Source organism: Streptomyces sp. N35 (assembly GCF_016464295.1).
In the GTDB taxonomy this organism is placed as follows: Bacteria; Actinomycetota; Actinomycetes; order Streptomycetales; family Streptomycetaceae; genus Streptomyces.
Genome location: NZ_JAEIMH010000028.1, coordinates 38,675 through 64,970, shown reverse-complemented (window position 1 = coordinate 64,970; position 26,296 = coordinate 38,675). Strand labels below are relative to the sequence as shown.

The 26,296-nt window shown below is 68.3% G+C and carries 20 protein-coding genes and 2 pseudogenes; 18 read left to right on the top strand and 4 right to left on the bottom strand.

Annotated features, from left to right (window positions below; translation table 11 throughout):
* Positions 1–56: 56 nt before the first annotated feature.
* The 4 genes and pseudogenes from metH to JAO81_RS17560 form a co-directional block, all read left to right on the top strand.
* Positions 57–3,587, top strand: a complete 3,531-nt coding sequence (metH, locus tag JAO81_RS17575) for a methionine synthase (protein WP_199548802.1) — start codon at positions 57–59, stop codon at positions 3,585–3,587.
* Positions 3,588–3,748: 161 nt separating this feature from the next.
* Complete coding sequence (locus tag JAO81_RS17570) at positions 3,749–4,444, top strand: HAD family phosphatase (protein ID WP_199548801.1); 696 nt, start codon at positions 3,749–3,751, stop codon at positions 4,442–4,444.
* Positions 4,445–4,972: 528 nt separating this feature from the next.
* Complete coding sequence (locus JAO81_RS17565; protein WP_199548800.1) at positions 4,973–6,607, top strand: ABC transporter substrate-binding protein; 1,635 nt, start codon at positions 4,973–4,975, stop codon at positions 6,605–6,607.
* An 86-nt stretch (positions 6,608–6,693) separates the two neighbouring features.
* Positions 6,694–8,271: pseudogene (locus JAO81_RS17560) on the top strand (ABC transporter substrate-binding protein); the annotation flags it as partial.
* A gap of 122 nt (positions 8,272–8,393) precedes the next feature.
* On the opposite strand, the gene JAO81_RS17555 reads toward JAO81_RS17560, so the two are convergent.
* Positions 8,394–9,065, bottom strand: a complete 672-nt coding sequence (locus JAO81_RS17555) for a response regulator transcription factor (RefSeq protein ID WP_165330877.1) — start codon at positions 9,063–9,065, stop codon at positions 8,394–8,396.
* A 45-nt stretch (positions 9,066–9,110) separates the two neighbouring features.
* Entirely contained in the window at positions 9,111–10,037 is a 927-nt protein-coding gene (locus tag JAO81_RS17550; protein WP_199548799.1) for a RecB family exonuclease, read from the bottom strand.
* Positions 10,038–10,255: 218 nt separating this feature from the next.
* Between JAO81_RS17550 and JAO81_RS17545 the strand changes: the two genes are divergently transcribed.
* The 3 genes from JAO81_RS17545 to JAO81_RS17535 all read left to right on the top strand — a co-directional run bounded on the left by JAO81_RS17545 (position 10,256) and on the right by JAO81_RS17535 (position 13,524).
* Positions 10,256–11,743, top strand: coding sequence for a site-2 protease family protein (locus tag JAO81_RS17545; RefSeq protein ID WP_199548798.1), 1,488 nt, complete (start codon positions 10,256–10,258; stop codon positions 11,741–11,743).
* A gap of 61 nt (positions 11,744–11,804) precedes the next feature.
* Positions 11,805–12,710, top strand: coding sequence for a tRNA (adenine-N1)-methyltransferase (locus JAO81_RS17540; protein WP_165330874.1), 906 nt, complete (start codon positions 11,805–11,807; stop codon positions 12,708–12,710).
* Between the two features lie 250 nt (positions 12,711–12,960).
* A complete protein-coding gene (locus JAO81_RS17535; RefSeq protein ID WP_199548797.1) occupies positions 12,961–13,524 on the top strand; it encodes a hypothetical protein in 564 nt (187 codons plus the stop codon).
* 138 nt (positions 13,525–13,662) lie between these two features.
* Here the strand turns inward: JAO81_RS17535 and JAO81_RS17530 are convergent, their stop codons facing one another.
* Positions 13,663–13,974 (bottom strand): ferredoxin, encoded by a 312-nt coding sequence (locus JAO81_RS17530; RefSeq protein ID WP_199548796.1) that lies wholly within the window; start codon positions 13,972–13,974, stop codon positions 13,663–13,665.
* A gap of 253 nt (positions 13,975–14,227) precedes the next feature.
* On the opposite strand from JAO81_RS17530, the gene arc reads away from it, so the two are divergent.
* The 6 genes from arc to prcA all read left to right on the top strand — a co-directional run bounded on the left by arc (position 14,228) and on the right by prcA (position 20,313).
* Positions 14,228–15,994, top strand: a complete 1,767-nt coding sequence (gene arc / locus JAO81_RS17525) for a proteasome ATPase (protein WP_199548795.1) — start codon at positions 14,228–14,230, stop codon at positions 15,992–15,994.
* 247 nt (positions 15,995–16,241) lie between these two features.
* Positions 16,242–17,753, top strand: coding sequence for a depupylase/deamidase Dop (gene dop / locus JAO81_RS17520; protein ID WP_374194309.1), 1,512 nt, complete (start codon positions 16,242–16,244; stop codon positions 17,751–17,753).
* 128 nt (positions 17,754–17,881) lie between these two features.
* Complete coding sequence (locus JAO81_RS17515; protein ID WP_093608684.1) at positions 17,882–18,100, top strand: ubiquitin-like protein Pup; 219 nt, start codon at positions 17,882–17,884, stop codon at positions 18,098–18,100.
* 5 nt (positions 18,101–18,105) lie between these two features.
* Complete coding sequence (locus JAO81_RS17510) at positions 18,106–18,708, top strand: endonuclease VII domain-containing protein (protein ID WP_199548794.1); 603 nt, start codon at positions 18,106–18,108, stop codon at positions 18,706–18,708.
* A complete protein-coding gene (gene prcB / locus JAO81_RS17505; protein WP_199548793.1) occupies positions 18,660–19,505 on the top strand; it encodes a proteasome subunit beta in 846 nt (281 codons plus the stop codon). Before JAO81_RS17510 ends, prcB begins: the two co-directional genes overlap by 49 nt.
* A gap of 52 nt (positions 19,506–19,557) precedes the next feature.
* Complete coding sequence (gene prcA, locus JAO81_RS17500) at positions 19,558–20,313, top strand: proteasome subunit alpha (protein WP_165330870.1); 756 nt, start codon at positions 19,558–19,560, stop codon at positions 20,311–20,313.
* A gap of 116 nt (positions 20,314–20,429) precedes the next feature.
* Here the strand turns inward: prcA and JAO81_RS17495 are convergent, their stop codons facing one another.
* Positions 20,430–21,431, bottom strand: a complete 1,002-nt coding sequence (locus tag JAO81_RS17495) for a LacI family DNA-binding transcriptional regulator (protein ID WP_199548792.1) — start codon at positions 21,429–21,431, stop codon at positions 20,430–20,432.
* 192 nt (positions 21,432–21,623) lie between these two features.
* Between JAO81_RS17495 and JAO81_RS17490 the strand changes: the two genes are divergently transcribed.
* From JAO81_RS17490 to JAO81_RS17470, 5 genes and pseudogenes are all read left to right on the top strand, one after another.
* Positions 21,624–22,883: an MFS transporter gene (locus JAO81_RS17490; protein WP_199548791.1), complete on the top strand. Its 1,260-nt coding sequence runs from the start codon at positions 21,624–21,626 to the stop codon at positions 22,881–22,883.
* Positions 22,884–22,892: 9 nt separating this feature from the next.
* On the top strand, positions 22,893–24,254 hold the full coding sequence (gene pafA, locus JAO81_RS17485; protein ID WP_052577620.1) for a Pup--protein ligase: 1,362 nt from the start codon (positions 22,893–22,895) through the stop codon (positions 24,252–24,254).
* Positions 24,255–24,388: 134 nt separating this feature from the next.
* The gene (locus JAO81_RS17480; protein WP_199548790.1) at positions 24,389–25,354 is read left to right on the top strand and encodes an FKBP-type peptidyl-prolyl cis-trans isomerase; all 966 of its coding nucleotides are present in this window, start codon (positions 24,389–24,391) and stop codon (positions 25,352–25,354) included.
* A 43-nt stretch (positions 25,355–25,397) separates the two neighbouring features.
* On the top strand, positions 25,398–25,769 hold the full coding sequence (locus JAO81_RS17475; protein ID WP_199548789.1) for an FKBP-type peptidyl-prolyl cis-trans isomerase: 372 nt from the start codon (positions 25,398–25,400) through the stop codon (positions 25,767–25,769).
* A 182-nt stretch (positions 25,770–25,951) separates the two neighbouring features.
* Positions 25,952–26,296: pseudogene (locus JAO81_RS17470) on the top strand (WYL domain-containing protein); the annotation flags it as partial.

Sequence of the window (26,296 nt, the reverse complement as noted above, 5' to 3'; positions counted from 1 at the left end):
GCCCTCCGCCGGGAGGACGTAAAGCCGACAGCCGTCGCACTCCAGGGAGCAGATCCATGGCCTCGCAGCCGACGCCCATCACGTCCGCAGGCACCCCGCAGGGACAAGCCGCCCGCATCGCAGCCCTCAGGGAAGCGCTCGCCACCCGAGTCGTGGTGGCCGACGGGGCGATGGGGACCATGCTCCAGGCGCAGGATCCGACCCTTGAGGACTTCCAGCAGCTCGAGGGCTGCAACGAGATCCTCAACATCACGCGCCCCGACATCGTGCGCTCGGTGCATGAGGAGTACTTCGCCGTCGGTGTCGACTGCGTGGAGACCAACACCTTCGGCGCCAACGCCACGGCCGCCAGCGAGTACGAGATCGCCGACCGGATCTTCGAGCTCTCCGAGGCGGGCGCCCGGATCGCCCGTGAGGTCGCCGACGAGTTCGCCGCCAAGGACGGCCGGCAGCGCTGGGTGCTCGGCTCGGTGGGTCCCGGTACCAAGCTGCCGACGCTCGGCCACACCACGTACCACTCGATCCGCGACGGCTACCAGCAGAACTCCGAAGGTCTGCTCGCCGGTGGCGCGGACGCCCTGATCGTGGAGACCACGCAGGACCTGCTGCAGACCAAGGCCGGACTGATCGGCGCCCGTCGGGCGATGGACGCGCTCGGCATCGACGTCCCCCTCATCTGTTCGCTGGCCTTCGAGACCACCGGTGTGATGCTGCTCGGCTCCGAGATCGGTGCCGCGCTGACCGCCCTGGAGCCGCTCGGCATCGACCTGATCGGCCTCAACTGCTCGACCGGGCCTGCCGAGATGAGCGAGCACCTGCGCTATCTGGCCCGCCACTCGCGCACGCCGCTGATGTGCATGCCGAACGCCGGTCTGCCGATCCTGACCAAGGACGGCGCGTACTTCCCGCTGACCCCGCCGGAGATGGCGGACGCGCAGGAGACCTTCGTCAACGACTTCGGCCTCCAGCTGGTCGGCGGCTGCTGCGGCTCCACGCCCGAGCACCTGCGCCATGTGGTCGAGCGCGTACGGGACATGACGCCTGCCGAGCGCAACCCGCAGCCCGAGCCGGGTGCCTCCTCGCTCTACCAGACGGTGCCGTTCCGCCAGGACGTCTCGTACATGGCGATCGGCGAGCGCACCAACGCCAACGGCTCGAAGAAGTTCCGCGAGGCCATGCTCGAAGGCCGCTGGGACGACTGTGTGGAGATGGCCCGCGACCAGATCCGCGAGGGCGCCCACATGCTCGACCTGTGCGTGGACTACGTGGGACGCGACGGTGTCGCCGACATGCACGAGCTGGCGGGGCGATTCGCCACCGCGTCCACGCTGCCGATCGTCCTCGACTCCACCGAAGTCGACGTGATCCAGGCGGGGTTGGAGCACCTCGGCGGCCGCGCGGTCATCAACTCCGTGAACTACGAGGACGGTGACGGGCCCGAGTCCCGTTTCGCCAAGGTCACCAAGCTGGCGCAGGAGCACGGCGCCGCGCTGATCGCGCTGACCATCGACGAGGAGGGCCAGGCCCGTACCGTCGAGAACAAGGTGGCCATCGCCGAGCGGATCATCGACGATCTGACCGGCAATTACGGGATCCTCGAGTCCGACATCCTGATCGACATGCTGACCTTCACGATCTGTACGGGTCAGGAGGAGTCCCGCAAGGACGGCGTCGCCACCATCGAGGCGATCCGTGAACTCAAGCGGCGCCACCCGGACGTCCAGACCACGCTGGGTCTGTCGAACATCTCCTTCGGCCTCAACCCGGCTGCCCGTATCCTCCTGAACTCCGTCTTCCTCGACGAGTGCGTCAAGGCGGGCCTCGACTCGGCGATCGTGCACGCCTCGAAGATCCTGCCGATCGCGCGCTTCGAGGAGGAGCAGGTCAAGGTCGCGCGCGACCTGATCTACGACCGCCGCGAAGAGGGTTACGACCCGCTGCAGAAGCTGATGGAGCTCTTCGAGGGCGCCACCACCAAGTCACTGAAGGCCGGCAAGGCCGAGGAACTGCTCGCCCTTCCGCTCGATGAGCGGCTGCAGCGGCGGATCATCGACGGCGAGAAGAAGGGCCTCGAAGGCGATCTCGACGAGGCGCTCGCCGACACCCCCGCGCTCGACATCGTCAACAACACGCTGCTCGCGGGCATGAAGGTGGTCGGCGAGCTGTTCGGCTCGGGCCAGATGCAGCTGCCCTTCGTGCTGCAGTCCGCCGAGGTCATGAAGACCGCGGTGGCCTACCTCGAACCGCACATGGAGAAGACGGACGACGACGGCAAGGGCACCATCGTCCTCGCCACCGTCCGCGGCGACGTCCACGACATCGGCAAGAACCTCGTCGACATCATCCTGTCCAACAACGGCTACAACGTCGTCAACCTCGGCATCAAGCAGCCCGTCTCCGCGATCCTGGACGCAGCCGAGGAGCACAGGGCGGACGTCATCGGCATGTCCGGTCTCCTCGTGAAGTCGACGGTGATCATGAAGGAGAACCTGCAGGAGCTCAACTCCCGCAAGCTCGCCGCCAAGTTCCCCGTCATCCTCGGTGGCGCCGCCCTCACCCGTGCGTACGTGGAACAGGACCTGCACGAGATCTACGAGGGCGAAGTCCGCTACGCACGGGACGCGTTCGAGGGCCTGCGCCTGATGGACGCGCTGATCGGCGTGAAGCGCGGCGTGCCGGGCGCGGTCCTTCCCGAACTCAAGCAGCGCCGGGTCAAGGCCACCGGCACCCAGGTCGTCGAGGGCGCGGAGGAGGAGCCGAAGGGCCGCTCCGACGTCGCCGTCGACAACCCCGTGCCGGAGCCGCCCTTCTGGGGCACCCGCGTCATCAAGGGCATCCAGCTCAAGGAGTACGCCTCCTGGCTGGACGAGGGCGCGCTGTTCAAGGGGCAGTGGGGCCTCAAGCAGAACCGCAAGGGCGACGGACCCACGTACGAGGAGCTCGTCGAGACCGAGGGCCGGCCGCGGCTGCGCGGCTGGCTGGACGAGCTGCACACCAAGAACCTGCTCGAAGCGGCCGTCGTGTACGGCTACTTCCCCTGTGTCTCCAAGGGCGAGGACCTGATCCTCCTCGACGAGCAGGGCAACGAGCGCACCCGCTTCACCTTCCCGCGCCAGCGCCGCGGCCGCCGTCTGTGCCTCGCGGACTTCTTCCGCCCCGAGGACTCCGGCGAGATCGATGTCGTGGGCCTGCAGGTGGTCACGGTCGGCTCGAGGATCGGCGAGGCCACGGCCGAGCTCTTCGAGTCCAACTCCTACCGCGACTACCTCGAACTGCACGGCCTGTCCGTGCAGTTGGCGGAGGCGCTCGCCGAGTACTGGCACGCGCGGGTCCGCTCCGAGCTCGGCTTCTCGGGCGAGGACCCCTCGGCGATGGAGGACATGTTCGCCCTGAAGTACCGGGGCGCCCGCTTCTCGCTCGGCTACGGGGCCTGCCCTGACCTCGAGGACCGCGCGAAGATCGCCCGGCTCCTCGAGCCCGAGCGGATCGGCGTGCACCTCAGCGAGGAGTTCCAGCTCCACCCCGAGCAGTCCACGGACGCCATCGTCATCCACCACCCGGAAGCCAAGTACTTCAACGCCCGCTAGGGCGTCCGGGGTACCCGGCAAGCCCCGCGCAGATCTCCCGCGCGCTTCGCGCGGACGGGACGTACACTGGTCGGTCCAGTGCAGGCCGGTCGCCTTCACCAGCGGAAAATCCCGCGGGTCAAGGCGACCGGCCTTCTCGTCCCTTACGGAGGTGTGACCGAATGACCAGTACGGTCCCCGCAGTCGGCACTCGTACGGCTCAAAGCGACAACCTGCAGGCCGTGCTGCTCGACATGGACGGCACTCTCGTGGACACCGAGGGCTTCTGGTGGGACGCCGAAGTCGAGGCGTTCGCGAAGCTCGGCCATGCCCTCGACGACTCCTGGCGCGACGTGGTCGTGGGCGGGCCCATGAGCCGCAGTGCCGGGTTCCTCATCGAGGCCACCGGCGCCGACATCACGCTGCCCGAGCTGACCGTGCTGCTCAACGACGCGTTCGAGGACCGCATCAGCCGCGCCCTGCCGCTGATGCCCGGCGCCGCCCGGCTGCTCGCGGAGCTCTCCGCGCACGAGGTGCCCACGGCCCTCGTCTCGGCCTCGCACCGCCGCATCATCGACCGCGTACTCGAATCGCTCGGCGCGCACCACTTCGCGCTGACCGTGGCCGGCGACGAAGTGCAGCGCACCAAGCCGCACCCCGACCCGTACCTCCACGCGGCCGCCAGACTCGGCGCGGACCCCGCCCGCTGCGCCGTGGTCGAGGACACCGCCACGGGCGTCGCCGCGGCGGAGGCCGCCGGCTGCCAGGTCGTCGCGGTCCCCTCGGTCGCGCCGATCGCTCCCAGCCCCGGCCGTACGGTCGTCTCCTCGCTCGAAGAAGTCGACCTTCCCTTCCTGCGGGCATTGATCCGTCTCTGATCCCGCGGGCATTGATCAGCCACCGGTCGATTGACGGTTCCCGGCCACCGGCCGAAAACCCGGCATCCGCCGATTACGGGAATGCACCGGTCGTTCACCGAGCGTGCAGCGGCGAATGCGCGGGAAACGCAGCGCATTGGCCCGTGCCTTTTCCGTGACCCGGGAACCGCTAATTCCCTTCCCCGGCAATCGAGTTGGCGGAGTGATGTTTATCACGTCGAGGCCCGTCGACAGGGGGTCGCGCCTGTGCTGCGACCCGCGTAGGCGGCGGCCTCGTCCTGACGTTGTGTCCCGATTGATGGGCCGGTGCACGAAACATTCCGTACCCCGGATTTCGGTGTGTCCGCATCCGCTCCCGCTGTGTGATTACGCCCAACTCCGGGTCACTGCAACCGAGCTGACCCCGCGGACTAATGTCTTCGCGAGAACCCAGTCGGGACCACTGAGAACACCGTCATTACCTCCATGCCCTGCGCACCCACCCCTTGGCGCAGGCGCCTTGGGATCGATCGTTGGAGTACTTCGCGCATGAACCGCAAGACACTGGTGCTGCCGGTCGCCATCGGCCTGCTCGCCCCTGTCCTCGCCGCTTGCGGCGGCAGTGACGGTGGCGGCGACAGCGACGATGCGATCGTCATCGGTACCACTGACGCGTTCGCCGCCACCTCCGACGCCCCCGCGCCGTTCGACCCCGCGTACGCGTATGACGCCGGCTCCTGGAACGTGCTGCGCCAGACCGTGCAGACGCTGATGATCGCCCCGCGCGGCGGCGGCGAGCCCGAACCCGAGGCCGCCGAGAGCTGCCGGTTCAGCGACAACATCAACAAGCGGTACGAGTGCACCCTGCGCGGCGACATGAAGTTCGCCAACGGCAACGCGCTGACCGCCGAGGACGTCAAGTTCTCCGTGGAGCGCACCCGCGCGCTCGGTGAAAGCCTCCCGGAGGCGCAGAACAGCGGAGTCTCCGGGCTGCTCGCGGGCATCGACACCGTCGAGGCCGTGAGCGACGACAAGGTGGTCTTCCACCTCAAGGCCTCGGACGCCACGTTCCCGCACAAGCTCGCCACGCCCGCCGCCGGCATCATCGACGCCGAGACCTACGGTGCGAAGAAGCTCCGCAACGGCTTCCAGGTCGACAGCTCGGGCCCGTACACCCTCGAGACCGAGACCAAGAAGGTCGACGGTGGCGAGGAAGTCGTCAAGGCTGTCTTCACCAAGAACCCGAACTACAAGGGCTCGCTGAAGGTGAACAGCGACAAGCTCGAGATGCGGACCTTCGCCCAGGCCTCCCAGATGAGCACCGCGCTCAAGAGCGGCGACATCGACGTGATGGGCCGCACCGTCGAGCCCGCGCAGATCAAGGAGTTCTCGGCCGGCGGCGTCGATGGCGTCGAACTCGTCGAGATGCCAGGCCTCGAAATCCGCTACCTCGGCTTCGACACCGATGCCCCGGTGGCCAAGGAGAAGGCCGTCCGCCAGGCCATCGCGCAGCTCGTCGACCGTGCCGCGATCGTCTCCGAGGTGTACGGCACCTCCGCCGAGGCGCTGTACTCCCTGGTGCCCACCGGCATCACCGGGCACACCAACTCCTTCTTCAACAAGTACAGCGAGCCCGACAAGGCGAAGGCAGCCCAACTGCTCGGCAAGGCGGGCATCAAGAGCCCGGTCGAGCTGACGCTGAACTACTCGACCGACAAGTACGGTGCGGTCACCAAGCAGGAGTTCGAGGTCCTGCGCGACCAGCTCAACAGCAGCGACCTGTTCGATGTGACCATCAAGGGGACGCCCTGGAAGAAGTACCGGTCCGCCGAGCTCAAGGGTGAGTACGCGGTGTACGGCATGGGCTGGTTCCCCGACTTCCCCGACGCGGACAACTTCCTGGCGCCGTTCGTCGGCGAGGGCAACTTCCTCAACTCGCCTTACCGGAACAGCAAGATCAACAACACGCTCATTCCGCAGTCCCGCCAGGAAGCCGACCGGCTCGCCGCCGGTGACTCGCTCAAGCAGATCCAGGACATCATCGCCGAGGACGTCCCGGTGCTCCCGCTGTGGCAGGGCAAGACCTATGTCGCCGCCCGCGATGACATCACCGGGGTGGAGTGGGTGCTCAACTCCTCCTCCAACATGCAGCTCTGGGAGCTCGGGCGCGGTATCGGCGAATAACGCCCGCACTCGCTCGGCCGCCTGCCGACCATACGGGCACGCCCCTCGGGGCGTGCCCGGCTCTACACACCTCCGGGGAACCACCAGTGAACATACGTAAGTCCTGGCCTGCGCCGATCCTCGCGGCCGGACTCGCCGCGGGCCTGCTGAGCGGCTGCGGTTCGGAGCAAGGCTCCAGCGGCGGCGAAGACGGCGAGATCGTGGTCGGCATGTCCGACGACGTCCTCGCCACGGACCCGGCGTCCGGTTACGACCCGGGTTCCTGGCTGCTGTTCAACAACGTCTTCCAGTCGCTGCTCGCATTCCCCAAGGGTGGTACGGAGCCGGAGCCGGAGGCCGCCGAGTCCTGCACGTTCACGGACTCCGCGACCAAGGAACTGACCTGCACGCTGCGCGACGGTCTGAAGTTCAGCAACGGCAACGAGCTGACCTCGAAGGACGTCAAGTACTCCTTCGACCGGACGCTGAACATCGACGACCCGGACGGCCCCGCCGTCATGTTCAGCTCGCTCGGCAAGGTCACGACCCCCGACGCCAAGACGGTCGTGTTCCACCTCAAGGTCCCCGACGCGACCTTCCCCAGCAAGATCGCCTCCGGCGCCGGCTCGATCGTCGACCACCGCGAGTACCCCGCCGACAAGCTCCGCAAGGACGGCAAGGCCTTCGGCTCGGGTGCCTACACCCTCGACTCGTATGGCGAGAGCGAGGCCGTGTTCAAGGTGAACGGCTCGTACAAGGGCAGCGCCGAGACCCACAACTCCGGTGTGACGCTGCGCTTCTTCCACGACGACCGCAAGAAGCTGAAGCAGGCGATGCTCGCCGGCGACATCGACATCGCCTACCGAGGCCTGTCGGCCGGCGACATCGCCGATCTCGAAAGCAGCACCGACGCCGAGGCGAAGGCCGAGGTCATCGAGGGCACCAGTGCCGAGGTCCAGCACATCGTCCTCAACATGAACGATCCGGTCGTCGGAAAGCTCGGTGTGCGCAAGGCACTCGCGTATCTGATCGACCGCGAGAAGCTGGTCTCCGAGGTGCACGACCAGACCGCCTCGGCGCTGTACTCGATCATCCCGGCGGGCATCGAAGCCCACAACACGGCGTTCTTCGACACCTACGGCGGCCGTCCGCAGCCCGACAAGGCGGCCCAGGCGCTGCGCGAAGAGGGCATCACCGGCAAGGTGAAGCTCACGCTGTGGGCCACGCCCTCGCGTTACGGTCCGGCCACCGTCGAGGAGTTCAAGGCGATCGCCGAGCAGCTCAACGCCAGCGGCCTGTTCGAGGCCGACGTGAAGTCGGTGCCCTTCGACCAGTACGAGAAGGACGTCGAGGCCGGCAAGTACGGCTTCTACGTGAAGGGCTGGGTCCCGGACTACCCGGACCCGGAGAACTTCACCCAGCCGTTCTTCGGCAAGGACAACGTCCTGATGAACGACTACACCAACGAGACGATCACCGGCGAGATCGTCCCCGGTACGGCCGCGCAGACCGATCGCTCCGGTACCCAGGACCAGTTCCACCGGCTGCAGGACATCGTCGCCGAGGAGCTCCCGATCATCCCGCTGTGGCAGGGCAAGCAGTACGCCGTCGTCGGCGAGGAGATCTCCGGCGTGGAGTGGTGCCTGGACGCCTCGACGGTCTTCCGCTTCGGGGAGGTGAAGAGGGGCCGCCCGCCGGGGCACAGCGGGGGGGCCCGCCCCGAGCGGGGGCGCCCCTCACTGCGTTGTTCCGCAGGTGCGGCTACTGCTGTTCCGAGGGTGCGGTTACCGCTGTTCCGCGGGTGCGGCTACTGCGCACCCGGCCGTACGAGACCGCTCTCGTACGCGTACACGGCGGCCTGTACGCGGTCCCTGAGCCCCAGCTTGGTCAGCACATGGCCGACGTGGGTCTTCACGGTGGTCTCGCTCACGAACAGGTCGGCGGCGATCTCGGCGTTCGACAGACCGCGCGCCACCAGCTTGAGCACCTCGACCTCACGCTCGGTCAGCGTGTTCAGCGTGTCCGGCACGGGCTCCTCGCCGGACGGCAGGTGATCCGCGTACTTGTCGAGCAGCCTGCGCGTGATGCTCGGCGCGAGCATCGCCTCGCCGGCCGCGACCACCCGGATCGCCTGCACCAGCTCATGGGCGGGCGCGTCCTTGAGCAGAAAGCCGCTCGCGCCCGCCTTCAGCGCCTCCACCACGTACTCGTCCAGATCGAACGTCGTGAGCACGAGGACCTTCGCCGGGCCGTCCCGCTCGGGCCCGGTGATCTGCCGGGTCGCCTCGACACCGTCCATCCGCGGCATCCGGATGTCCATGAGCACGACATCGGGCTGCAGCGCACGCACCTGGTCGAGCGCCTGCAGACCGTCCCCGGCCTCGCCGACGACCGCGAGATCCTGCTCGGCCTCCAGAATCATCCGGAACCCGGTGCGCAGCAGCGGCTGGTCGTCGACCAGCAGGACGCGGATCGCCACGGCATATCTCCTTCGCTCGGCGCCGCCAAGCCCTCGCGACGAGGACTAGACCGGCCCCATTGTGCCTTGAGCGTCCCCCGCGGCACGCGGCGGGCGGATCTGCAGCGGGTACGGCGGGGGAGTGCCCCCGAATTCCGGACACACCGCCTGGTGGTCGCACCAGCCGCACAGCTTGCTCGGCCGCGGCCGCCACTCGCCGGTCTCCGTGGCCTCGCGGATCGCCTCCCACAGCGCGTGCAGCTTGCGCTCCACCCGCTCCAGATCGGCCATCACCGGGTCGTACGTCAGCACATCGCCGCTGCCGAGGTACACGAGCTGCAGCCGACGCGGGACCACGCCCTTCAGACGCCACACCACCAGGGCGTAGAACTTCATCTGGAACAGCGCACCGTCCGCATACTCCGCCCGCGGCGCCTTGCCCGTCTTGTAGTCGACGATCCGCACCTCGCCGCTCGGCGCGACGTCCACGCGGTCGATGATGCCGCGCAGCTTCAGACCCGAGTCCAGGCTGGCCTCGACGAACAGCTCCCGCTCGGCCGGCTCGAGACGCGTGGGGTCCTCGAGCGTGAACCAGCGCTCGACCAGCGCCTCCGCCTCGGTGAGCCACTGGGCGAGCTGATCGCCCGCGGTCCGCTCGTCACTGTCCCTGAACAGCTCGGCCAGCTCCGGCTTGGACTCCTTGAGCCGGTCCCACTGCCCGGGCACGAGCGACTTGGCGCGCGGCGCGGTGCGCTCGGCGGCAGGGGCGTCGAAGAGACGCTCGAGGACGGCATGCACCAGGGTGCCGCGAGTGGCGGCCGGGCTCGGCTTCTCGGGCAGCTTGTCGATGACCCGGAAGCGGTAGAGCAGCGGGCACTGCATGAAGTCGCTTGCCCGTGAGGGCGAAAGCGACACGGGGGGCGTGGCCCTCACCCCGCCGGCGGGACCGGCGACGGTCGCTGCGGTCTCGCCGGCCTCGGTGCTGTTGTCCATGGAGAAGACCCTACGGCCCGTGACCGACAACGGACGCATACCATCGACGGCAGGCCGTACGGCACCGCATGATCGTGAGAGAGTGACGCACGCGCAACGCCCCGTCGACACCTGCCTGTCGAGCCGGTGCGGCGCACGCGGGACGGCGGCACGGACGGCCTCGCAGAGACGTTGGACGACGGGTACCACGGGCACGACGGGGACTGAAGGGGCGCACAGTGGACGAGAGCGGCGCGAGCGGACTGCCGCGGACCGGCGGCGGGGACAGCGGCCCCACGTCCGGGAAGGATGCCTCGGTGACGCCCGCCGAGCCGGAACGCACCGACTCCGCGAAGCCCACGGCGCAGGCCGAACAGCCCGAGCGCACCGAAGCCGACACCCCCGCCCCTGACAAGCCGTCCGCGCCCGCACAGGCCGGCCACGTCGACAACAGCGGCGACAAGAACGGCGACAAGAACGGCGACAAGAACAAGGAGAGCGGCGCCGAGCAGCAGCAGAAGGACGGCGCCACCGCGCCGGAGAACAAGGACGGCGCCGGCGCGCAGGACAAGAAGGCCCCGGGCGGCGGCCTCCTCATGGGCCGCATCTTCGGCGTGCCCATCTATGTCGCACCCAGCTGGTTCCTCGTCGCCGCCCTGATCACCTGGGTCTTCGGCAACCAGCTCGACCGCGTCCTGCCCGAACTCGGCGGCGCCCGCTACCTGGTCTCCCTCTTCTTCGCCGTCGCCTTCTACGGTTCGGTGCTCGTCCACGAGCTCGCCCACACCGTCGCCGCGCTCCGCTTCAAGCTCCCGGTGCGCAAGATCCAGCTCCAGTTCTTCGGCGGTGTGTCGGAGATCGAGAAGGAGTCCGAGACCCCGGGCCGCGAGTTCGTGCTCGCCTTCGTCGGCCCGCTGCTCTCCCTCGTCCTGGCCGCCGTCTTCTACGGCGGGATGCAGGCCGTCGAACCCGGTACCGTCCCCGGCGTCCTGATGGCCGGCCTGATGATCTCGAACCTGATCGTGGCCGCCTTCAACCTGCTGCCCGGCCTCCCGCTGGACGGCGGCCGGATGCTGCGTGCCGTCGTCTGGAAGATCACGGGCAAGCCCATGAGCGGCACGGTCGCCGCCGCCTGGGTCGGCCGCGCGCTCGCCGTCTCCGTACTGATCGGCCTGCCGCTGCTCACCCAGTCCGGCGTGCTGGGCGCCGAGGCCACCGACTCCGTCGGCATGGACACGGTCATGGACGCGCTGCTCGCCGCGATCCTGGCCGCGATCATCTGGACCGGCGCCGGCAACAGCCTGCGCATGGCCCGCCTCCGCGAGCGTCTGCCCGAGCTGCGCGCCCGTTCGCTCACCCGCCGCGCCGTCCCCGTCGAGTCCGCGACGCCGCTCTCGGAAGCCCTGCGCCGCGCCAACGACGCGGGCGCCCGCGCGCTCGTCGTCGTCAACGGCCACGGCGATCCCGTCGCCGTCGTACGGGAGGCGGCCATCGTGGGCGTCCCCGAGCACCGCCGACCGTGGGTCCCGGTCAGCGGTCTGGCCCAGGACCTCACCGAGGGCATGAAGGTCTCGGCGGAGCTGTCCGGCGAGGAGCTCCTCGACACGCTCCGCGCCACCCCGGCCACCGAGTACCTGGTCGTCGAGGACAGCGGTGAGATCTACGGAGTCCTGTCGACCTCGGACGTGGAGCGCGCCTTCGTCAAGGCGATGGACCGCACCGGCTGAGCTCCGCAGGGCCCTCCCGGCCGTGGTGAGCGGGCCCCGTCACGGCCGGTAGGCTGTTCACATGTCCGAACCGACCGGTGCCGCCCGCCGACGCGGGCCCTTCAAGGTCGGGGACCAGGTACAGCTGACCGACCCCAAGGGCCGCCACTACACGTTCACGCTCGAAGAGGGAAAGAACTTCCACACCCACAAGGGTTCCTTTCCTCACGACGAGCTGATCGGCGCTCCCGAGGGCAGCGTTGTCCGCACCACCGGCAACGTCGCCTACCTCGCGCTGCGCCCCCTGCTCCCCGACTATGTCCTGTCCATGCCCCGCGGCGCCGCCGTGGTCTACCCGAAGGACGCGGGCCAGATCCTCGCCTTCGCCGACATCTTCCCCGGCGCACGCGTCGTGGAGGCCGGTGTCGGCTCCGGTTCGCTCAGCAGCTTCCTGCTGCGCGCCATCGGCGATCAGGGCATGCTGCACAGCTACGAGCGCCGCGAGGACTTCGCCGAGATCGCGAAGGCGAACGTGGAGCGCTACTTCGGCGGTGAGCACCCCGCCTGGCAGCTCACCGTCGGCGACCTCCAGGACAACCTGTCCGACACCGACGTCGACCGCGTCATCCTCGACATGCTCGCCCCCTGGGAGTGCCTGGACGTCGTCAAGAAGGCGCTCGTCCCCGGCGGCATCCTGTGCTGCTACGTGGCCACCACCACGCAGCTCGCCCGCACCGTCGAGTCCATCCGCGAGATCGGCTGCTTCAACGAGCCGACCTCGTGGGAGTCGATGATCCGCAACTGGCACGTGGAGGGCCTCGCGGTCCGCCCCGACCACCGGATGATCGGCCATACCGGCTTCCTGCTCACCGCCCGCCGCCTCGCGGACGGCGTCGAGCCGCCCATGCGCCGCCGCCGCCCCGCCAAGGGCGCGTACGGCGAGGACTACGACGGCCCGAACGCCGAGGGCGGCTCCCGCGGCCGCTGAACGCCCGCTGGCAGGCAAGGTCTCAACACATCGGCGCCGCCGCCGAGTTCCAGAAGTGCGAAACGGAACTCGGCGGCGGCGCCGTCGTCTTGGCCGTGCCGCAGTGGCCGGGGTGGATCGACCGCGCTTTGCCCGGCAATTGACCGAGGCTTTACGCGGCCGCGCCACACCCCGCCGTTCCGTACCTCTGTGAGGTGTGACACCATTCCGGACACCCCCACCGGCACAGCCCTCACAGGAGACACTCCTCGTGCAGCACTCCGCCGTACCGGAGCTCGCCCACACGCGCACCAGCCCCATGCACTGGCTCGCCACCGCCGCGGCCCTCGCGGCCGTCGTCGGCGGCTCCTCGTTCCTTCAGCCCGAGGACGCCACCGCCGCGCAGCACGGACCGCCTCCGGTCACCGCCCAGGCCGCCCCTGACCCCACCGCGGCGACGATCCCGATGAACTGTGCGGGAGAGCGCCCCCAGATCCTCAAGCACGCCTCCGGGGATCTCGACGGCGACGGCAGACCCGAGACGGTCGCCGTGGCCCGCTGCGTCGCCGGCTCCGGTACCCCGCCGAGCGGCGTCTACGTCCTCACCCGGCCCGCCTCGGGCAAGCCCCGCGTCGTCGCCACCCTGGTCGACCCCAAGGACAGGCTCAGCGTCACCGACTTCGCCGTCACCAACGGCGTCGTCACGGCCACACTGCTCGGCTACTCGTCCTCGGCCGTGCCCCGCTGCTGCCCGGACAAGACCGAGAAGGCCACATGGCAGTGGCGGGACAGTACGTTCGTCCGGTCCGAGCAGAGCGCCGCGGTCGGCGTCTGAGTCCCGTACGGGCAGGACTCGATCCCGGACAAACCGGAACGTAACGCGAGCATCCCGCAAAACGTCCGAAAAAAGGAGCCCGCACCCGCCGACCTTCGGCAGGTACGGGCCCTTTCGTCACGCTCAGAAGCCTTACGGCTACTCCGCGTCCGGACCGAAGACTTCGACCTTGTCCGAAATGCGCCGTACATGGATGCAGTCGCCCGGGCACTCCTTGGCCGAGTCGGCCACATCGCGGATCAGCGGCAGCGGCACCCGCGTTGTGGCACCCGGCTGCTGCAGGAGCTCGTCGCCCGAGTCCTTCACATACGCCAGTCCGTCGATGTCGAGCTCGAAGACCTCGGGCGCGTACTGCGCACAGATGCCGTCGCCGGTGCAGAGGTCCTGGTCGATCCAGACCTCGAGCTCCTCTCCGCCGTCGGTGGAGGGGGCCTCGTGCGTCACGGTCATGTCTCCTGCCATTTCTCCTGTCGAGCGGCCCAACACAGTGCAAGTCAGGCCAGGCCTGACGGGTGTTGAACGTTTCGACGATACAACCGCTCGCTTTTCGATGTTGTTCCGTGGGTAACAAGCTGGCGTGAGGGAGAACGCAAGGGTGAAGATCAGACACACCCCGGACGTCTTTGTGATCTAGGGGTTTCAATCAGTACCTGCCCAGGTAGGGTCAGGAAGCGTCCAGCTCCCCCCGGAGGAGGTGAGGACCGTGGCAGCCCACGACGACGACATGAACCGCGGCATCCGCCCGGCTCGAGGGTCCGATGACCCGGCCGGCCAGATTGCCTATCTCGAGCAGGAGATCGCCGTCCTGCGACGCAAGCTCGCCGACTCTCCGCGTCATACGAGGATTCTCGAAGAGCGGATCGTCGAGCTGCAGACCAGCCTGGCCGGAGTCTCCGCGCAGAACGAACGACTCGCCAACACGCTCCGCGAGGCCCGCGACCAGATCGTGGCCCTCAAGGAAGAAGTCGACCGGCTCGCACAGCCACCGGCCGGCTTCGGTGTCTTCCTCAGCGCCAACGAGGACGGCACGGCGGACATCTTTACCGGCGGCCGCAAACTGCGCGTGAACGTCAGCCCCAGCGTCGACCTCGACGACCTGAGGCGCGGTCAGGAACTGATGCTCAACGAAGCGCTCAACGTGGTCGAGGCCATGGAATTCGAGAGCGTCGGCGACATCGTCACCCTCAAGGAGATCCTCGAGGACGGCGAGCGGGCCCTCGTACAGGGCCACACCGACGAAGAGCGCGTGGTCCGCCTCGCCGAGCCCCTGCTCGACGTGGTCATCCGCCCCGGCGACGCCCTGCTCCTCGAACCACGCTCCGGATACGTCTACGAGGTCGTGCCCAAGAGCGAGGTCGAAGAACTGGTCCTCGAAGAGGTCCCGGACATCGGCTACGAGCAGATCGGCGGTCTGGGCAACCAGATCGAGATGATCCGCGACGCGGTCGAGCTCCCGTACCTCTACCCGGACCTGTTCCGGGAGCACGAACTGCGCCCGCCCAAGGGCGTCCTGCTCTACGGTCCGCCCGGTTGCGGAAAGACCCTCATCGCCAAGGCAGTCGCCAACTCCCTTGCCAAGAAGGTCGCCGAGGTCACCGGACAAGCCCAGGGCAAGTCGTTCTTCCTCAACATCAAGGGCCCCGAGCTCCTCAACAAGTACGTCGGCGAAACCGAGCGGCAGATCCGCCTCGTCTTCCAGCGTGCTCGTGAAAAGGCCAGCGAAGGCACTCCCGTCATCGTCTTCTTCGACGAGATGGAGTCCCTGTTCCGCACCCGAGGATCCGGCGTCAGCTCGGACGTGGAGAACACCATCGTCCCCCAGCTGCTCGCCGAGATCGACGGTGTCGAGGGCCTGGAGAACGTGGTCGTGATCGGCGCCTCCAACCGCGAGGACATGATCGACCCGGCCATCCTCCGACCCGGCCGGCTCGACGTGAAGATCAAGATCGAGCGTCCGGACGCCGAAGCGGCCAAGGACATCTTCGCCAAGTACCTCACCCAGCGCCTCCCGCTGCACTCCGACGACCTCGGCGAGCACGGCGGCGACAAGGGCGCCACGGTCGGCCGGATGATCCAGACCGCCGTGGAGCACATGTACGCCGAATCCGAGGAGAACCGCTTCCTCGAGGTCACGTACGCCAACGGCGACAAGGAAGTCCTGTACTTCAAGGACTTCAACTCCGGCGCCATGATCGAGAACATCGTCGGCCGCGCCAAGAAGATGGCCATCAAGGACTTCCTCGACAAGAACCAGAAGGGCCTTCGCGTCTCCCACCTCCTCCAGGCCTGCGTGGACGAGTTCAAGGAGAACGAGGACCTGCCCAACACCACCAACCCGGACGACTGGGCCCGTATCTCCGGCAAGAAGGGCGAGCGGATCGTCTACATCCGTACGCTCGTCACCGGAAAGCAGGGCGCGGACACCGGACGTTCCATCGACACGGTGGCCAACACCGGTCAGTACCTGTAAATGGCAGGGCGGCTGCGGGTGCCCATTTCGGGGTACCCGCAGCCGACTGTTTTTCAGGACGACGCCCCAGCACCAGCACTGCACAGGCAATGACGCAATTGATCTCCCCACCAGCGCAAAGCCGTTCTAGGCTCTTCCGTACCGCCGAGTCGCGCAGTGCGGGGACGGGCACCGCACACGACCCGGAGAACCAGCGGTACTTGAGCGCCGCTCCCACAAGGGAGCGCCGCCGGGCAAGGAGGGCCGCATGACCGTACGGCGAGTAATGGGCATCGAGACCGAGTACGGGATCTCCGTGCCCGGGCACCCCAACGCCAATGCCATGCTCACCTCGTCCCAGATCGTCAACGCCTACGCGGCGGCGATGCACCGGGCGCGGCGCGCCCGCTGGGACTTCGAGGAGGAGAACCCGCTGCGCGACGCGCGAGGCTTCGACCTCGCCCGCGAGGCCGCCGACTCCAGCCAGCTCACCGACGAGGACATCGGCCTCGCCAACGTCATCCTCACCAACGGCGCACGCCTGTACGTGGATCACGCACACCCCGAGTACAGCTCGCCCGAAGTCACCAACCCCCGCGACGCCGTCCTGTGGGACAAAGCCGGCGAACGCATCATGGCCGAGGCCGCCGAACGCGCAGCGAACCTGCCCGGCGCCCAGCCCATCCACCTCTACAAGAACAACACCGACAACAAAGGCGCCTCATACGGCACGCACGAGAACTACCTGATGAAGCGGGAGACCCCCTTCTCGGACATCGTGCGCCACCTCACGCCGTTCTTCGTCTCCCGCCAGGTCGTCACCGGCGCGGGCCGCGTCGGCATCGGCCAGGACGGCCACGAACACGGCTTCCAGATCAGCCAGCGCGCCGACTACTTCGAGGTCGAGGTCGGCCTCGAGACCACGCTCAAGCGACCCATCATCAACACCCGCGACGAACCGCACTCCGACGCGGAGAAGTACCGCCGGCTGCACGTCATCATCGGCGACGCGAACCTCTCCGAGATCTCGACCTACCTGAAGCTCGGCACCACGGCCCTGGTCCTGTCGATGATCGAGGACAACTTCATCGCCGTGGACCTCGCCGTCGACCAGCCCGTACGCACCCTCCACCAGGTCTCCCACGACCCCACACTCAAGCGCCTGGTCACGCTGCGCAGCGGACGCACACTCACCGCCGTACAGCTGCAGATGGAGTACTACGAACTCGCCCGCAAGTACGTCGAAGAGCGCTTCGGCTCCGACGCGGACGACCAGACCAAGGACGTACTCGGCCGCTGGGAGGACACCCTCAACCGGCTCGAGAACGACCCCATGAGCCTGGCCGGCGAACTCGACTGGATCGCCAAGAAGGAGCTCATGGAGGGCTACCGGCGCCGCGACAACCTCGACTGGGACGCCGCACGCCTGCACCTCGTCGACCTCCAGTACGCCGACGTACGCCCCGACAAGGGCCTCTACAACCGTCTCGCCGAGCGCGGCAAGATGAAGCGGCTCCTGGACGAGACCGAGGTCGAGCGCGCCGAGACCAAGCCCCCGGAGGACACCCGCGCCTACTTCCGCGGCCGCTGCCTCGAGCAGTACGCCGACGACGTCGCCGCGGCCTCCTGGGACTCCGTCATCTTCGACCTGCCCGGCCGCGATTCCCTGCAGCGCGTCCCAACCCTGGAACCGCTACGCGGAACGCGTAATCACGTCAAAGAGCTCCTGGACAGGTGCCGGACCGCGGAAGACCTGGTGCGGGTGCTTTCCGGCGGCTGATACATGCCTCTTGTGGGAATCACAGGGGTAGGTCTCGCACGTTGAACCAACTGCGGGGCCGATGTCGGACCCTCGGCGTAGGGTCTGATCAAGAACGGCGAACGTCGACACCGAGCGGGGTGAGGGACATGGCGACCAAGGACACCGGCGGCGGACAGCAGAAGGCCACGCGTTCTACCGAGGAGACCGAGGAGCAGGTGCAGGATGCACAGGGCTCCGAGGACCTGGCGGAACGCCAGGAGAAGCTGAGTGAGGATGTCGACTCGGTTCTGGACGAAATCGACGACGTACTCGAGGAGAATGCCGAGGACTTCGTGCGCTCATTTGTGCAGAAAGGTGGGCAATAACGGACATGGCGGACGCCGAGCTGAAGCGGTGTCCCAAGTGTTCCCGGACGTTGCCACCGTCCTCGTTTGCCGCTGACCGGAATCGGCAGGACGGCTTGCAGGCGCACTGTCGGGAGTGCGTGGCGGAATACAGTGCCGCGCACTACCGGCGGCGTCGGGAAGCGCTCGGGAAGACAGTCCGCGAGAAGGTCGATGTGCCAGACGGCCACAAGCTGTGTCGCACCTGTGGCGAGATCAAGCCGCACAGCGAATGGCACCGGAATGCCACCGCGTCCGACGGCTTGTCGACTCGCTGTAAGACCTGTCGAGCGGTCCAGGGGCGCGCCGACCACCTGAAGCGTCAGTACGGCCTCACTGAAGCCGAGCGAGACGAGCTGATCGCGCAGCAGAAGGGCCTCTGCGTGATCTGCCTGGCGGCTCCGGCCGTGCATGTGGATCATTGCCACGAGACGGGTAAGGTCCGAGGCGTACTGTGCTTCAACTGCAATTCAGGCATCGGCAAGTTGGGGGATGACCCTGACAAGACCCGCCGGGCCACTGCCTACTTGGAAGGAAACCCGTGGAAGCCAATCCTCGTAGCACCGGGCGTCTACCGGCTGCCTTCCTGACGCCCGGCTCGTCGTCCTTCGTGGACTTTCTCGGCGAGCACCAGCCGGACATGCTGCCCGCGAACCGTCAGCTCCCGCCCGTGAAGGGTGCGTTCGAGGCGCCGCACGGTACGACGATCGTGGCCGTGACGTTTCCCGGAGGCGTCGTGCTTGCCGGTGACCGGCGGGCCACGATGGGCAACATGATCGCTTCGCGCGATATGGAGAAGGTCTTCCCCGCGGACGAGTACTCGGCGGTGGGTATCGCCGGCACCGCGGGTCTGGCCGTCGAGATGGTGAAGCTGTTCCAGCTGGAGCTCGAGCACTTCGAGAAGGTCGAGGGCGCCCAGCTGTCCCTCGAGGGCAAGGCCAACCGGCTGTCCACGATGATCCGTTCGAACCTCGCCATGGCGATGCAGGGCCTCGCGGTGGTGCCGCTGTTCGCCGGGTTCGATCTGGATCGCGAGCGCGGCCGGATCTTCAGTTATGACGTGACCGGTGGCCGTACCGAGGAGCAGGGCTTCGCGGCGACGGGTTCCGGTTCGATCTTCGCCCGGGGCGCGCTGAAGAAGCTGTTCCATGACCAGTTGAGCGAGCAGGATGCCACGACGCTGGTCGTCCAGGCGCTGTACGACGCCGCGGACGACGACTCGGCGACGGGTGGTCCGGATGTGGCCCGCCGGATCTTCCCGATCGTCACCGTGATCACCGATGAGGGCTTCCGGCGGCTGTCCGAGGAGGAGTCCTCGGCGCTCGCTCGCGCGGTCGTGGAGCACCGCCTCGAACGACCCGATGGCCCGCGGGCCGCGCTGCTCTGAGAGCGGGTGGACCGGAATGCACTTGTCACTGACAGAAAGGGACGGATAGCCGGTGTCGACGCCGTTCTATGTCTCACCCCAGCAGGCCATGGCCGACCGGGCGGAGTACGCCCGTAAGGGCATCGCCCGTGGACGCAGCCTTGTGGTGATGCAGTACGCCGACGGGATTGTGTTCGTCGGAGAGAATCCGTCCCGAGCGCTGCACAAGTTCAGCGAGATCTATGACCGGATCGGTTTTGCCGCGGCCGGTAAGTACAACGAATACGAGAACTTGCGTATCGGCGGCGTCCGTTATGCGGATCTGCGCGGCTATACCTATGACCGTGACGATGTGACGGCGCGCGGGCTCGCCAATGTGTACGCCCAGACGCTCGGTACGATTTTCTCCAGCGCCGCGGAGAAGCCTTATGAGGTGGAGCTGGTCGTCGCCGAGGTGGGTCATGAGCCCGCCGGTGACCAGATCTACCGGCTGCCGCATGACGGTTCGATCGTGGACGAGCACGGCTCGGTCGCGGTGGGCGGTAATGCGGAGCAGATCAGTACGTTCCTCGATCAGCGTCACCAGGACGGGATGACCCTGGCGGAGGCGCTGAAGCTGGCGGTGCAGGCGCTGTCGCGCGAGGCCAACGGGAGTGAGCGGGAGATTCCCGCGGAGCGCCTTGAGGTGGCGGTCCTCGACCGTACGCGGCCGCAGCAGCGGAAGTTCAAGCGCATCGTCGGGCGGCAGCTGAAGCGGCTGCTCGAGGCGGATGGCGCGGCTGCCACGCCGACCGATGCGCCGTCGGACGAGGAGGAGGGCGAGTCCTGAGCCCGCCTGCCTGAGCGGGACGAGGAGGGGGGCGGGCCCTGCCCCCCCCGCCCCCCCCCTGTCCCCCCCCGCCGCGGGATCCCGGCGGCGGGGGCGTGGTGTTTCCGCGGGAGCCGCTATGCAGTGGGCGGCGCCGTGGAGTCGCGGACGACCAACTCGACGGGGAGTGCGTCGCTTTGGGGTTCTTTGCCGTCCAGTACGTCCAGGAGGGCTTGCATGCCGCGTTCCCCGACCAGTTCGGCGGGCATGCGGATCGTGGTGAGTTCGGGGTCGACGGCGGTGGCCAGGGCCAGGTCGTCGAAGCCCGTGACGGAGATGTCCTCCGGGATGCGCAGGCCGAGGCGGCGTACGGCCTTGCAGGCGCCCGCCGCGATGATGTCGTCGTCGCAGATGACGGCGGTGGGGCGGGGGCCGGTGGCGGTCAGGGCGCGCTCTGCGGCGGCACGGGCGCCGTGCACGGTGAGGGGAGCGTGCTCGGTGCGCCGCGTGGCGTCTGGGGCGGTGCGCAGGGCGTGGGCGATGGCGTCGGCTCGTACGGCGAAAGTCCATGAGTCGACATCGGCGGCCAGGTGCAGGAAGCGGCGGTGGCCGAGTGCGAGGAGGTGCTCGGTCATCTGGCGCATGCCGGCGGCGAGGTCGACGTTCACGTGGGCGGCGGCCGTGGTGTCGGCCGGGTCGCTGTCGAGCATGACGAGGGGCAGGTCGGCGCCGCGGATGTCGGCGAGTGCGCCGGCCGCCATGGACGAGGCGATGACGCCGTCGAGGGCCGAACGGGCCGAGGCGAAGGGGTCCTTGGCGGGTCCGATGCCGTCGGGGGAGGGGTAGAGGACCACGCCGAAGTCGTGGGCGGCGGCGATGCGGGCGGCGCCCGTGTAGACGCGGGCGAAGAAGTCGTTGGTGAGCGCCGGGACGACCAGGAGCACGGTGCGCGTGGAGCCGAGGCGCAGGTTGCGGGCGGCGAGGTTGGGGCGGTAGCCGAGGTCGCGGGCGGCGGCGCGGACGCGTTCGGCGGTGGTCTCGGAGACGCGGCCGCGCCATTTGTCGCCGAGGACGAGGGAGACGGCGGCCTGGGAGACCCCGGCGGCGTGGGCCACGTCCTTGCTCGTGGGCCGGGCCACGGCTGCTCCTCGCTGGGTCGGTCGGGGTCCGTGCGGGACCGGTGGGCTGGGTCGTGCGGGACCGGTGGGCTGGGTCCGTGCGGACCGCTGGAACGGTTGGCGGGCTGGACCGTCGGGCTGGGCTCATGGTACGTATAACCACGGACGTTATACGTAAAACTTCATCGTGGAACGAGCGAGAGGAGCCCGCCGATGGCCGCGGGATACGCGGAGCTGCTGCGCACACGGCATGCGGCGCGGCTGCTCACCGGCACCCTGGTGGGCCGGCTGCCGAGTGCCACCGGGCATATCGCGATCGTGCTGTTCGCACGCGCCGAGGGCGGCAGCTACACGCTGGCCGGCGCCCTGGCCGCCGTGTACGGGCTCGCCACCGCCGTCGGCCAGCCGCTCCTGGGCCGGGCCGTGGACCTGCGCGGACAGCCGCGGGTGATGCTGCCCGCGGCGATCGTGTCCGCGCTCGGGATGGCGCTGTTCGCGTTCGTGGGCATCGACTCGCTGCTCCTCGCGTATGTGGCCGTGGCGATCGCGGGACTCTTCACGCCGCCGCTCGAAGGCGGCCTCAGGGCCCTGTGGCCGGGGGTGCTCAAGCGCGAGGACCGGGTGCACGCCGCGTATGCGATGGACGCGGTGGCGCAGGAAATCATGTTCACCGTCGGCCCGTTGATGGTCACGCTGATCGTCTCGCTGTGGTCGGCCGCCGGGGCGCTGCTCGTCATCAACGTGATCGGTGTCGCGGGCGCCCTGTCGGTGGTGGTCTCCGAGCCGTCGCGCACCTGGCGTTCGGCGCCGCGCGAGGCGCACTGGCTGGGAGCGCTGCGCTCGCCGGGACTGCTCGCGCTGCTCGGCTCGTTCTTCTTCGTCGGCCTCGCGCTCGGCTCGATCACGGTGGCCGGTGTCGCGTACGCCGACGACCACGGGCAGGAGTCGGTGTACGGCTGGCTGATGGCCGCGCTCGGTCTCGGTGCCCTGCTCGGCGGCGCGTTCTACGGCGCGCGGAAGTGGACGGGGGCTCCCGAGCGCAGGCTGCGCATCCTCGTAGGGCTGCTCGCGCTCGGCTACGTACCCCTCGCCTTCACGCCGGACGTGCCGGCGATGTGCGTACTCGCCGCGGTCGCCGGCGTGTTCCTCGCGCCCTCGCTCGCGTGCGCGTTCATCGTCGTCGACCGGCACGCCCCGCGCGGCACCGTGACCGAGGCGTTCTCGTGGCTCGTGACCACCTTCGGGGTCGGCGCGGCGGTCGGAACGGGCGTTGCGGGCCCGGCGATCGAGAACGGTTCGACGGCCTGGGGCTTCGCCGTCGCGGGCGTCGGCGGATTCGCCGCGCTGTCCGTGCTGCTCGCGACCGTGAAGGTGCTCGCCGTTCCCGGACGCACCACGGATATCACCGGCTCGTCGGAAAGTGATCGAAAAGGTGCCGTCGAACCCGGTTTCAGCACGGAGCATCAGGCGTAATGTTCAGTCATGGACCGCCGAATTTTCGGGCTGGAGAACGAGTACGGCGTCACATGCACGTTCAGGGGACAGCGCCGTCTGTCGCCTGACGAAGTGGCGCGGTACCTCTTCCGCCGTGTCGTGTCATGGGGCCGCAGCAGCAATGTCTTTCTGCGGAACGGCGCCCGCCTCTATCTCGACGTCGGGTCGCACCCGGAGTACGCAACTCCCGAATGCGACAACGTGACCGAGCTGGTCACGCACGACAAGGCCGGCGAGCGCATTCTGGAAGGCCTCCTCGTCGATGCCGAACGACGCCTGCACGAGGAAGGAATCGCGGGCGACGTCTATCTCTTCAAGAACAACACCGACTCGGCGGGCAACTCGTACGGCTGCCACGAGAACTACCTGGTGGCACGGCACGGCGAGTTCTCCCGGCTCGCGGACATCCTGATCCCGTTCCTGGTGACCCGTCAGCTCCTGTGCGGAGCCGGCAAGGTGCTGCAGACCCCACGCGGCGCCGTGTACTGCGTGAGCCAGCGCGCCGAGCACATCTGGGAAGGCGTCTCGTCGGCGACGACACGCTCCCGGCCGATCATCAACACCCGCGACGAACCGCACGCGGACGCGGAGCGCTACCGCCGTCTGCATGTCATCGTCGGCGACTCCAACATGTCCGAGACGACCATGCTGCTCAAGGTCGGCGCCACCGACCTGGTGCTCCGCATGATCGAGGCGGGCACCGTGATGCGGGACCTGACCCTGGAGAACCCGATCAGGGCCATCCGCGAGGTCAGCCACGACATCACCGGCCGGCGCAAGGTGCGCCTCGCCTCCGGACGCGAGGCCTCGGCGCTCGACGTGCAGCGCGAGTACTACGAGAAGGCCGTGGACTTCGTCGACCGGCGCGGCATCCGCACCGGCACGGTCGCCCAGGTACTCGAACTGTGGGGCCGCACCCTCGACGCCATCGAGGCGGAGGATCTCGACCGGATCGGCACCGAGATCGACTGGGTCATGAAGTACAAGCTCATCGAGCGCTACCGCGCCAAGCACAACATGACCATGTCGCACCCCCGGGTCGCGCAGATAGACCTCGCGTACCACGACATCCACCGTCGGCGCGGGCTGTACTACCTGCTCGAGAAGAGGGGGCAAGCCGCCCGTATCTGCAACGACTTGAAGATTTTCGAGGGCAAGTCCGTGCCCCCGCAGACCACCAGGGCGCGGCTGCGCGGCGACTTCATCCGCCGTGCGCAGGAGCAGCGCCGCGACTTCACGGTCGACTGGGTGCACCTCAAGCTCAACGACCAGGCGCAGCGCACCGTGTTGTGCAAGGACCCGTTCCGCTCCGTGGACGACCGGGTGGAGAAGCTCATCGCCGGGATGTGATCCGGCGGCAATCCGGACTGCGGGCCCGTACCGAATCATCGGTGCGGGCCCGCAGGCATGCCCTACATGGACGGCGTACGGCTTGGCCGTAAGGTGGCGGGCACCGAACACTCCTGCAACCCCAGAGGACCACTGTGCGACGCCGACTTGCCGGCCTTGTGCTCGTACCGCTGCTGCTGCTGTCGACAGCGGCCTGCGGCGACGACAAGGGCTCCGACTCCGACTCCTCCTCGTCCGCCGTGACCAAGGGCGGGCTGCCCACCATCACCGCCGGTGCGAAGTTCGGCGAGAAGCCCACCCTGGCCAAGGGCAAGGGCACTGCTCCGAAGGACCTGAAGGTCGAGGTCATCAGCGAGGGCAAGGGCGAGCCGCTGGCCGACGGCGACAAGGCCCAGGTGAACTACCTGGGGCAGCTGTGGGATGGCGACAAGCCGTTCGACAACAGCTTCGACCGGGGCCAGCCCTTCGACGTCACCCTCGGCGGCGGCGGTGTGATCGAGGGCTGGCAGCAGGCCCTCAAGGGGCAGAAGCAGGGCAGCCGCCTCGAGGTCTCGATCCCGCCGGAGCTCGGCTACGGCGACCAGGGCCAGGGCGACATCCCGCCGGGCGCCACGCTCGTCTTCGTGATGGACGTCGTGAAGGCGACGAAGGGCACCCCGATCCCCAAGAAGATCGAGGGCGGCAAGGTCGTCGACCAGACGGACGCGAACCTGCCCAAGATCGGCACCAATGAGGACGGCAAGGAGCCCGAGGTCACCATCCCGAGCGACAAGACCGCTCCGGCGAAGCTGGTCTCGAACTACGTCATCGAGGGCACCGGCGACGAGCTGAAGGCGACCGACACCGTCGCCGTCTCCTACGTCGGCAAGCTCTGGAAGGACGGCAAGACCTTCGACAGCAGCTACAAGAACGGCCAGCCGGTCACGTTCCCGCTGAACCAGGTGATCCCGGGCTGGTCGAAGGGTCTCGAGGGCAAGAAGGTCGGCAGCCGCGTGCTGCTCGTCGTGCCGCCGGCCGACGGCTACGGCGACCAGGCGCAGGGCCCCATCCCCGCCAAGTCGACGCTGGTCTTCGCCGTGGACATCCTGGCGAAGATGTAAGACTGTCCGGGTTGCCCATCCGTAGAAATCAGGAGCAATACACGTGAGCATCGAGAAGCCCGAGGTCGACTTCCCCGGTGGCGAGCCGCCGAAGGACCTTGAGATCAAGGACATTTGGGAAGGCGACGGCCCCGAGGCCAAGGCCGGAGACACGGTCCAGGTCCACTACGTGGGCGTGTCCTTCTCCACCGGCGAGGAGTTCGACTCCAGCTGGAACCGTGGCACCCCGCTCGCCTTCCACCTCGGTGCCGGCCAGGTCATCGCGGGCTGGGACCAGGGCGTGCAGGGCATGAAGGTCGGCGGCCGCCGCCAGCTGATCATCCCCGCCCACCTCGCCTACGGCGACCGTGGCGCCGGCGGCAAGATCGCCCCGGGCGAGACGCTGATCTTCGTCTGCGACCTGGTCTCGGTCTGATCCGGTCCGGTTCGAACATTTGAGGGCCCTTGCCTGCTGGCAAGGGCCCTCTCGTCGCCCGCCACCACCCTCAACCGGATCCCTCCGGGATGCACCTCTTGCCCTCGGCTTTTGCCCCGCTACCCCGGGACGGTACGGTCGAGCTTCGTAGAAGCAGTCCAGGAGGGGTGGAGAGGGCGTCGATGGCGATTGCCAAGGCAGAGCGGCTGATGAATCTGGCGCTGTGTCTGCTCGGGACCCGGCGACCGCTGAGCAAGCGTGAGCTGCGCGGTTCCATCGAGGCCTACCTCGAAGCCAACTCGGATGACAGCTTCAACCGGATGTTCGAGCGTGACAAGGACGATCTGCGCGAACTCGGCCTGGTCATCGAGACGGTGGAGAACCTGGACGGCGAGGTCGGCTATCTCGCCCGCCGCGACTCCAACCATCTGCCGCCCGTCACCCTCGACGCCGAGGAGGCCGCCGCCCTCGGCGGCGCCGCCAAGGGCCGGCAGCAGGCCCGGGTCGCCGGGGCGGCCCGGGGGGCC

Coding starts and splice junctions, on each gene's coding strand:
- metH (WP_199548802.1), top strand. CDS start 57: ATGGCCTCGCAGCCGACGCCCATCACGTCCGCAGGCACCCCGCAGGGA.
- JAO81_RS17570 (WP_199548801.1), top strand. CDS start 3,749: ATGACCAGTACGGTCCCCGCAGTCGGCACTCGTACGGCTCAAAGCGAC.
- JAO81_RS17565 (WP_199548800.1), top strand. CDS start 4,973: ATGAACCGCAAGACACTGGTGCTGCCGGTCGCCATCGGCCTGCTCGCC.
- JAO81_RS17550 (WP_199548799.1), bottom strand. CDS start 10,037: ATGGACAACAGCACCGAGGCCGGCGAGACCGCAGCGACCGTCGCCGGT.
- JAO81_RS17540 (WP_165330874.1), top strand. CDS start 11,805: ATGTCCGAACCGACCGGTGCCGCCCGCCGACGCGGGCCCTTCAAGGTC.
- JAO81_RS17530 (WP_199548796.1), bottom strand. CDS start 13,974: ATGACCGTGACGCACGAGGCCCCCTCCACCGACGGCGGAGAGGAGCTC.
- dop (WP_374194309.1), top strand. CDS start 16,242: ATGACCGTACGGCGAGTAATGGGCATCGAGACCGAGTACGGGATCTCC.
- JAO81_RS17515 (WP_093608684.1), top strand. CDS start 17,882: ATGGCGACCAAGGACACCGGCGGCGGACAGCAGAAGGCCACGCGTTCT.
- JAO81_RS17510 (WP_199548794.1), top strand. CDS start 18,106: ATGGCGGACGCCGAGCTGAAGCGGTGTCCCAAGTGTTCCCGGACGTTG.
- JAO81_RS17490 (WP_199548791.1), top strand. CDS start 21,624: ATGGCCGCGGGATACGCGGAGCTGCTGCGCACACGGCATGCGGCGCGG.
- pafA (WP_052577620.1), top strand. CDS start 22,893: ATGGACCGCCGAATTTTCGGGCTGGAGAACGAGTACGGCGTCACATGC.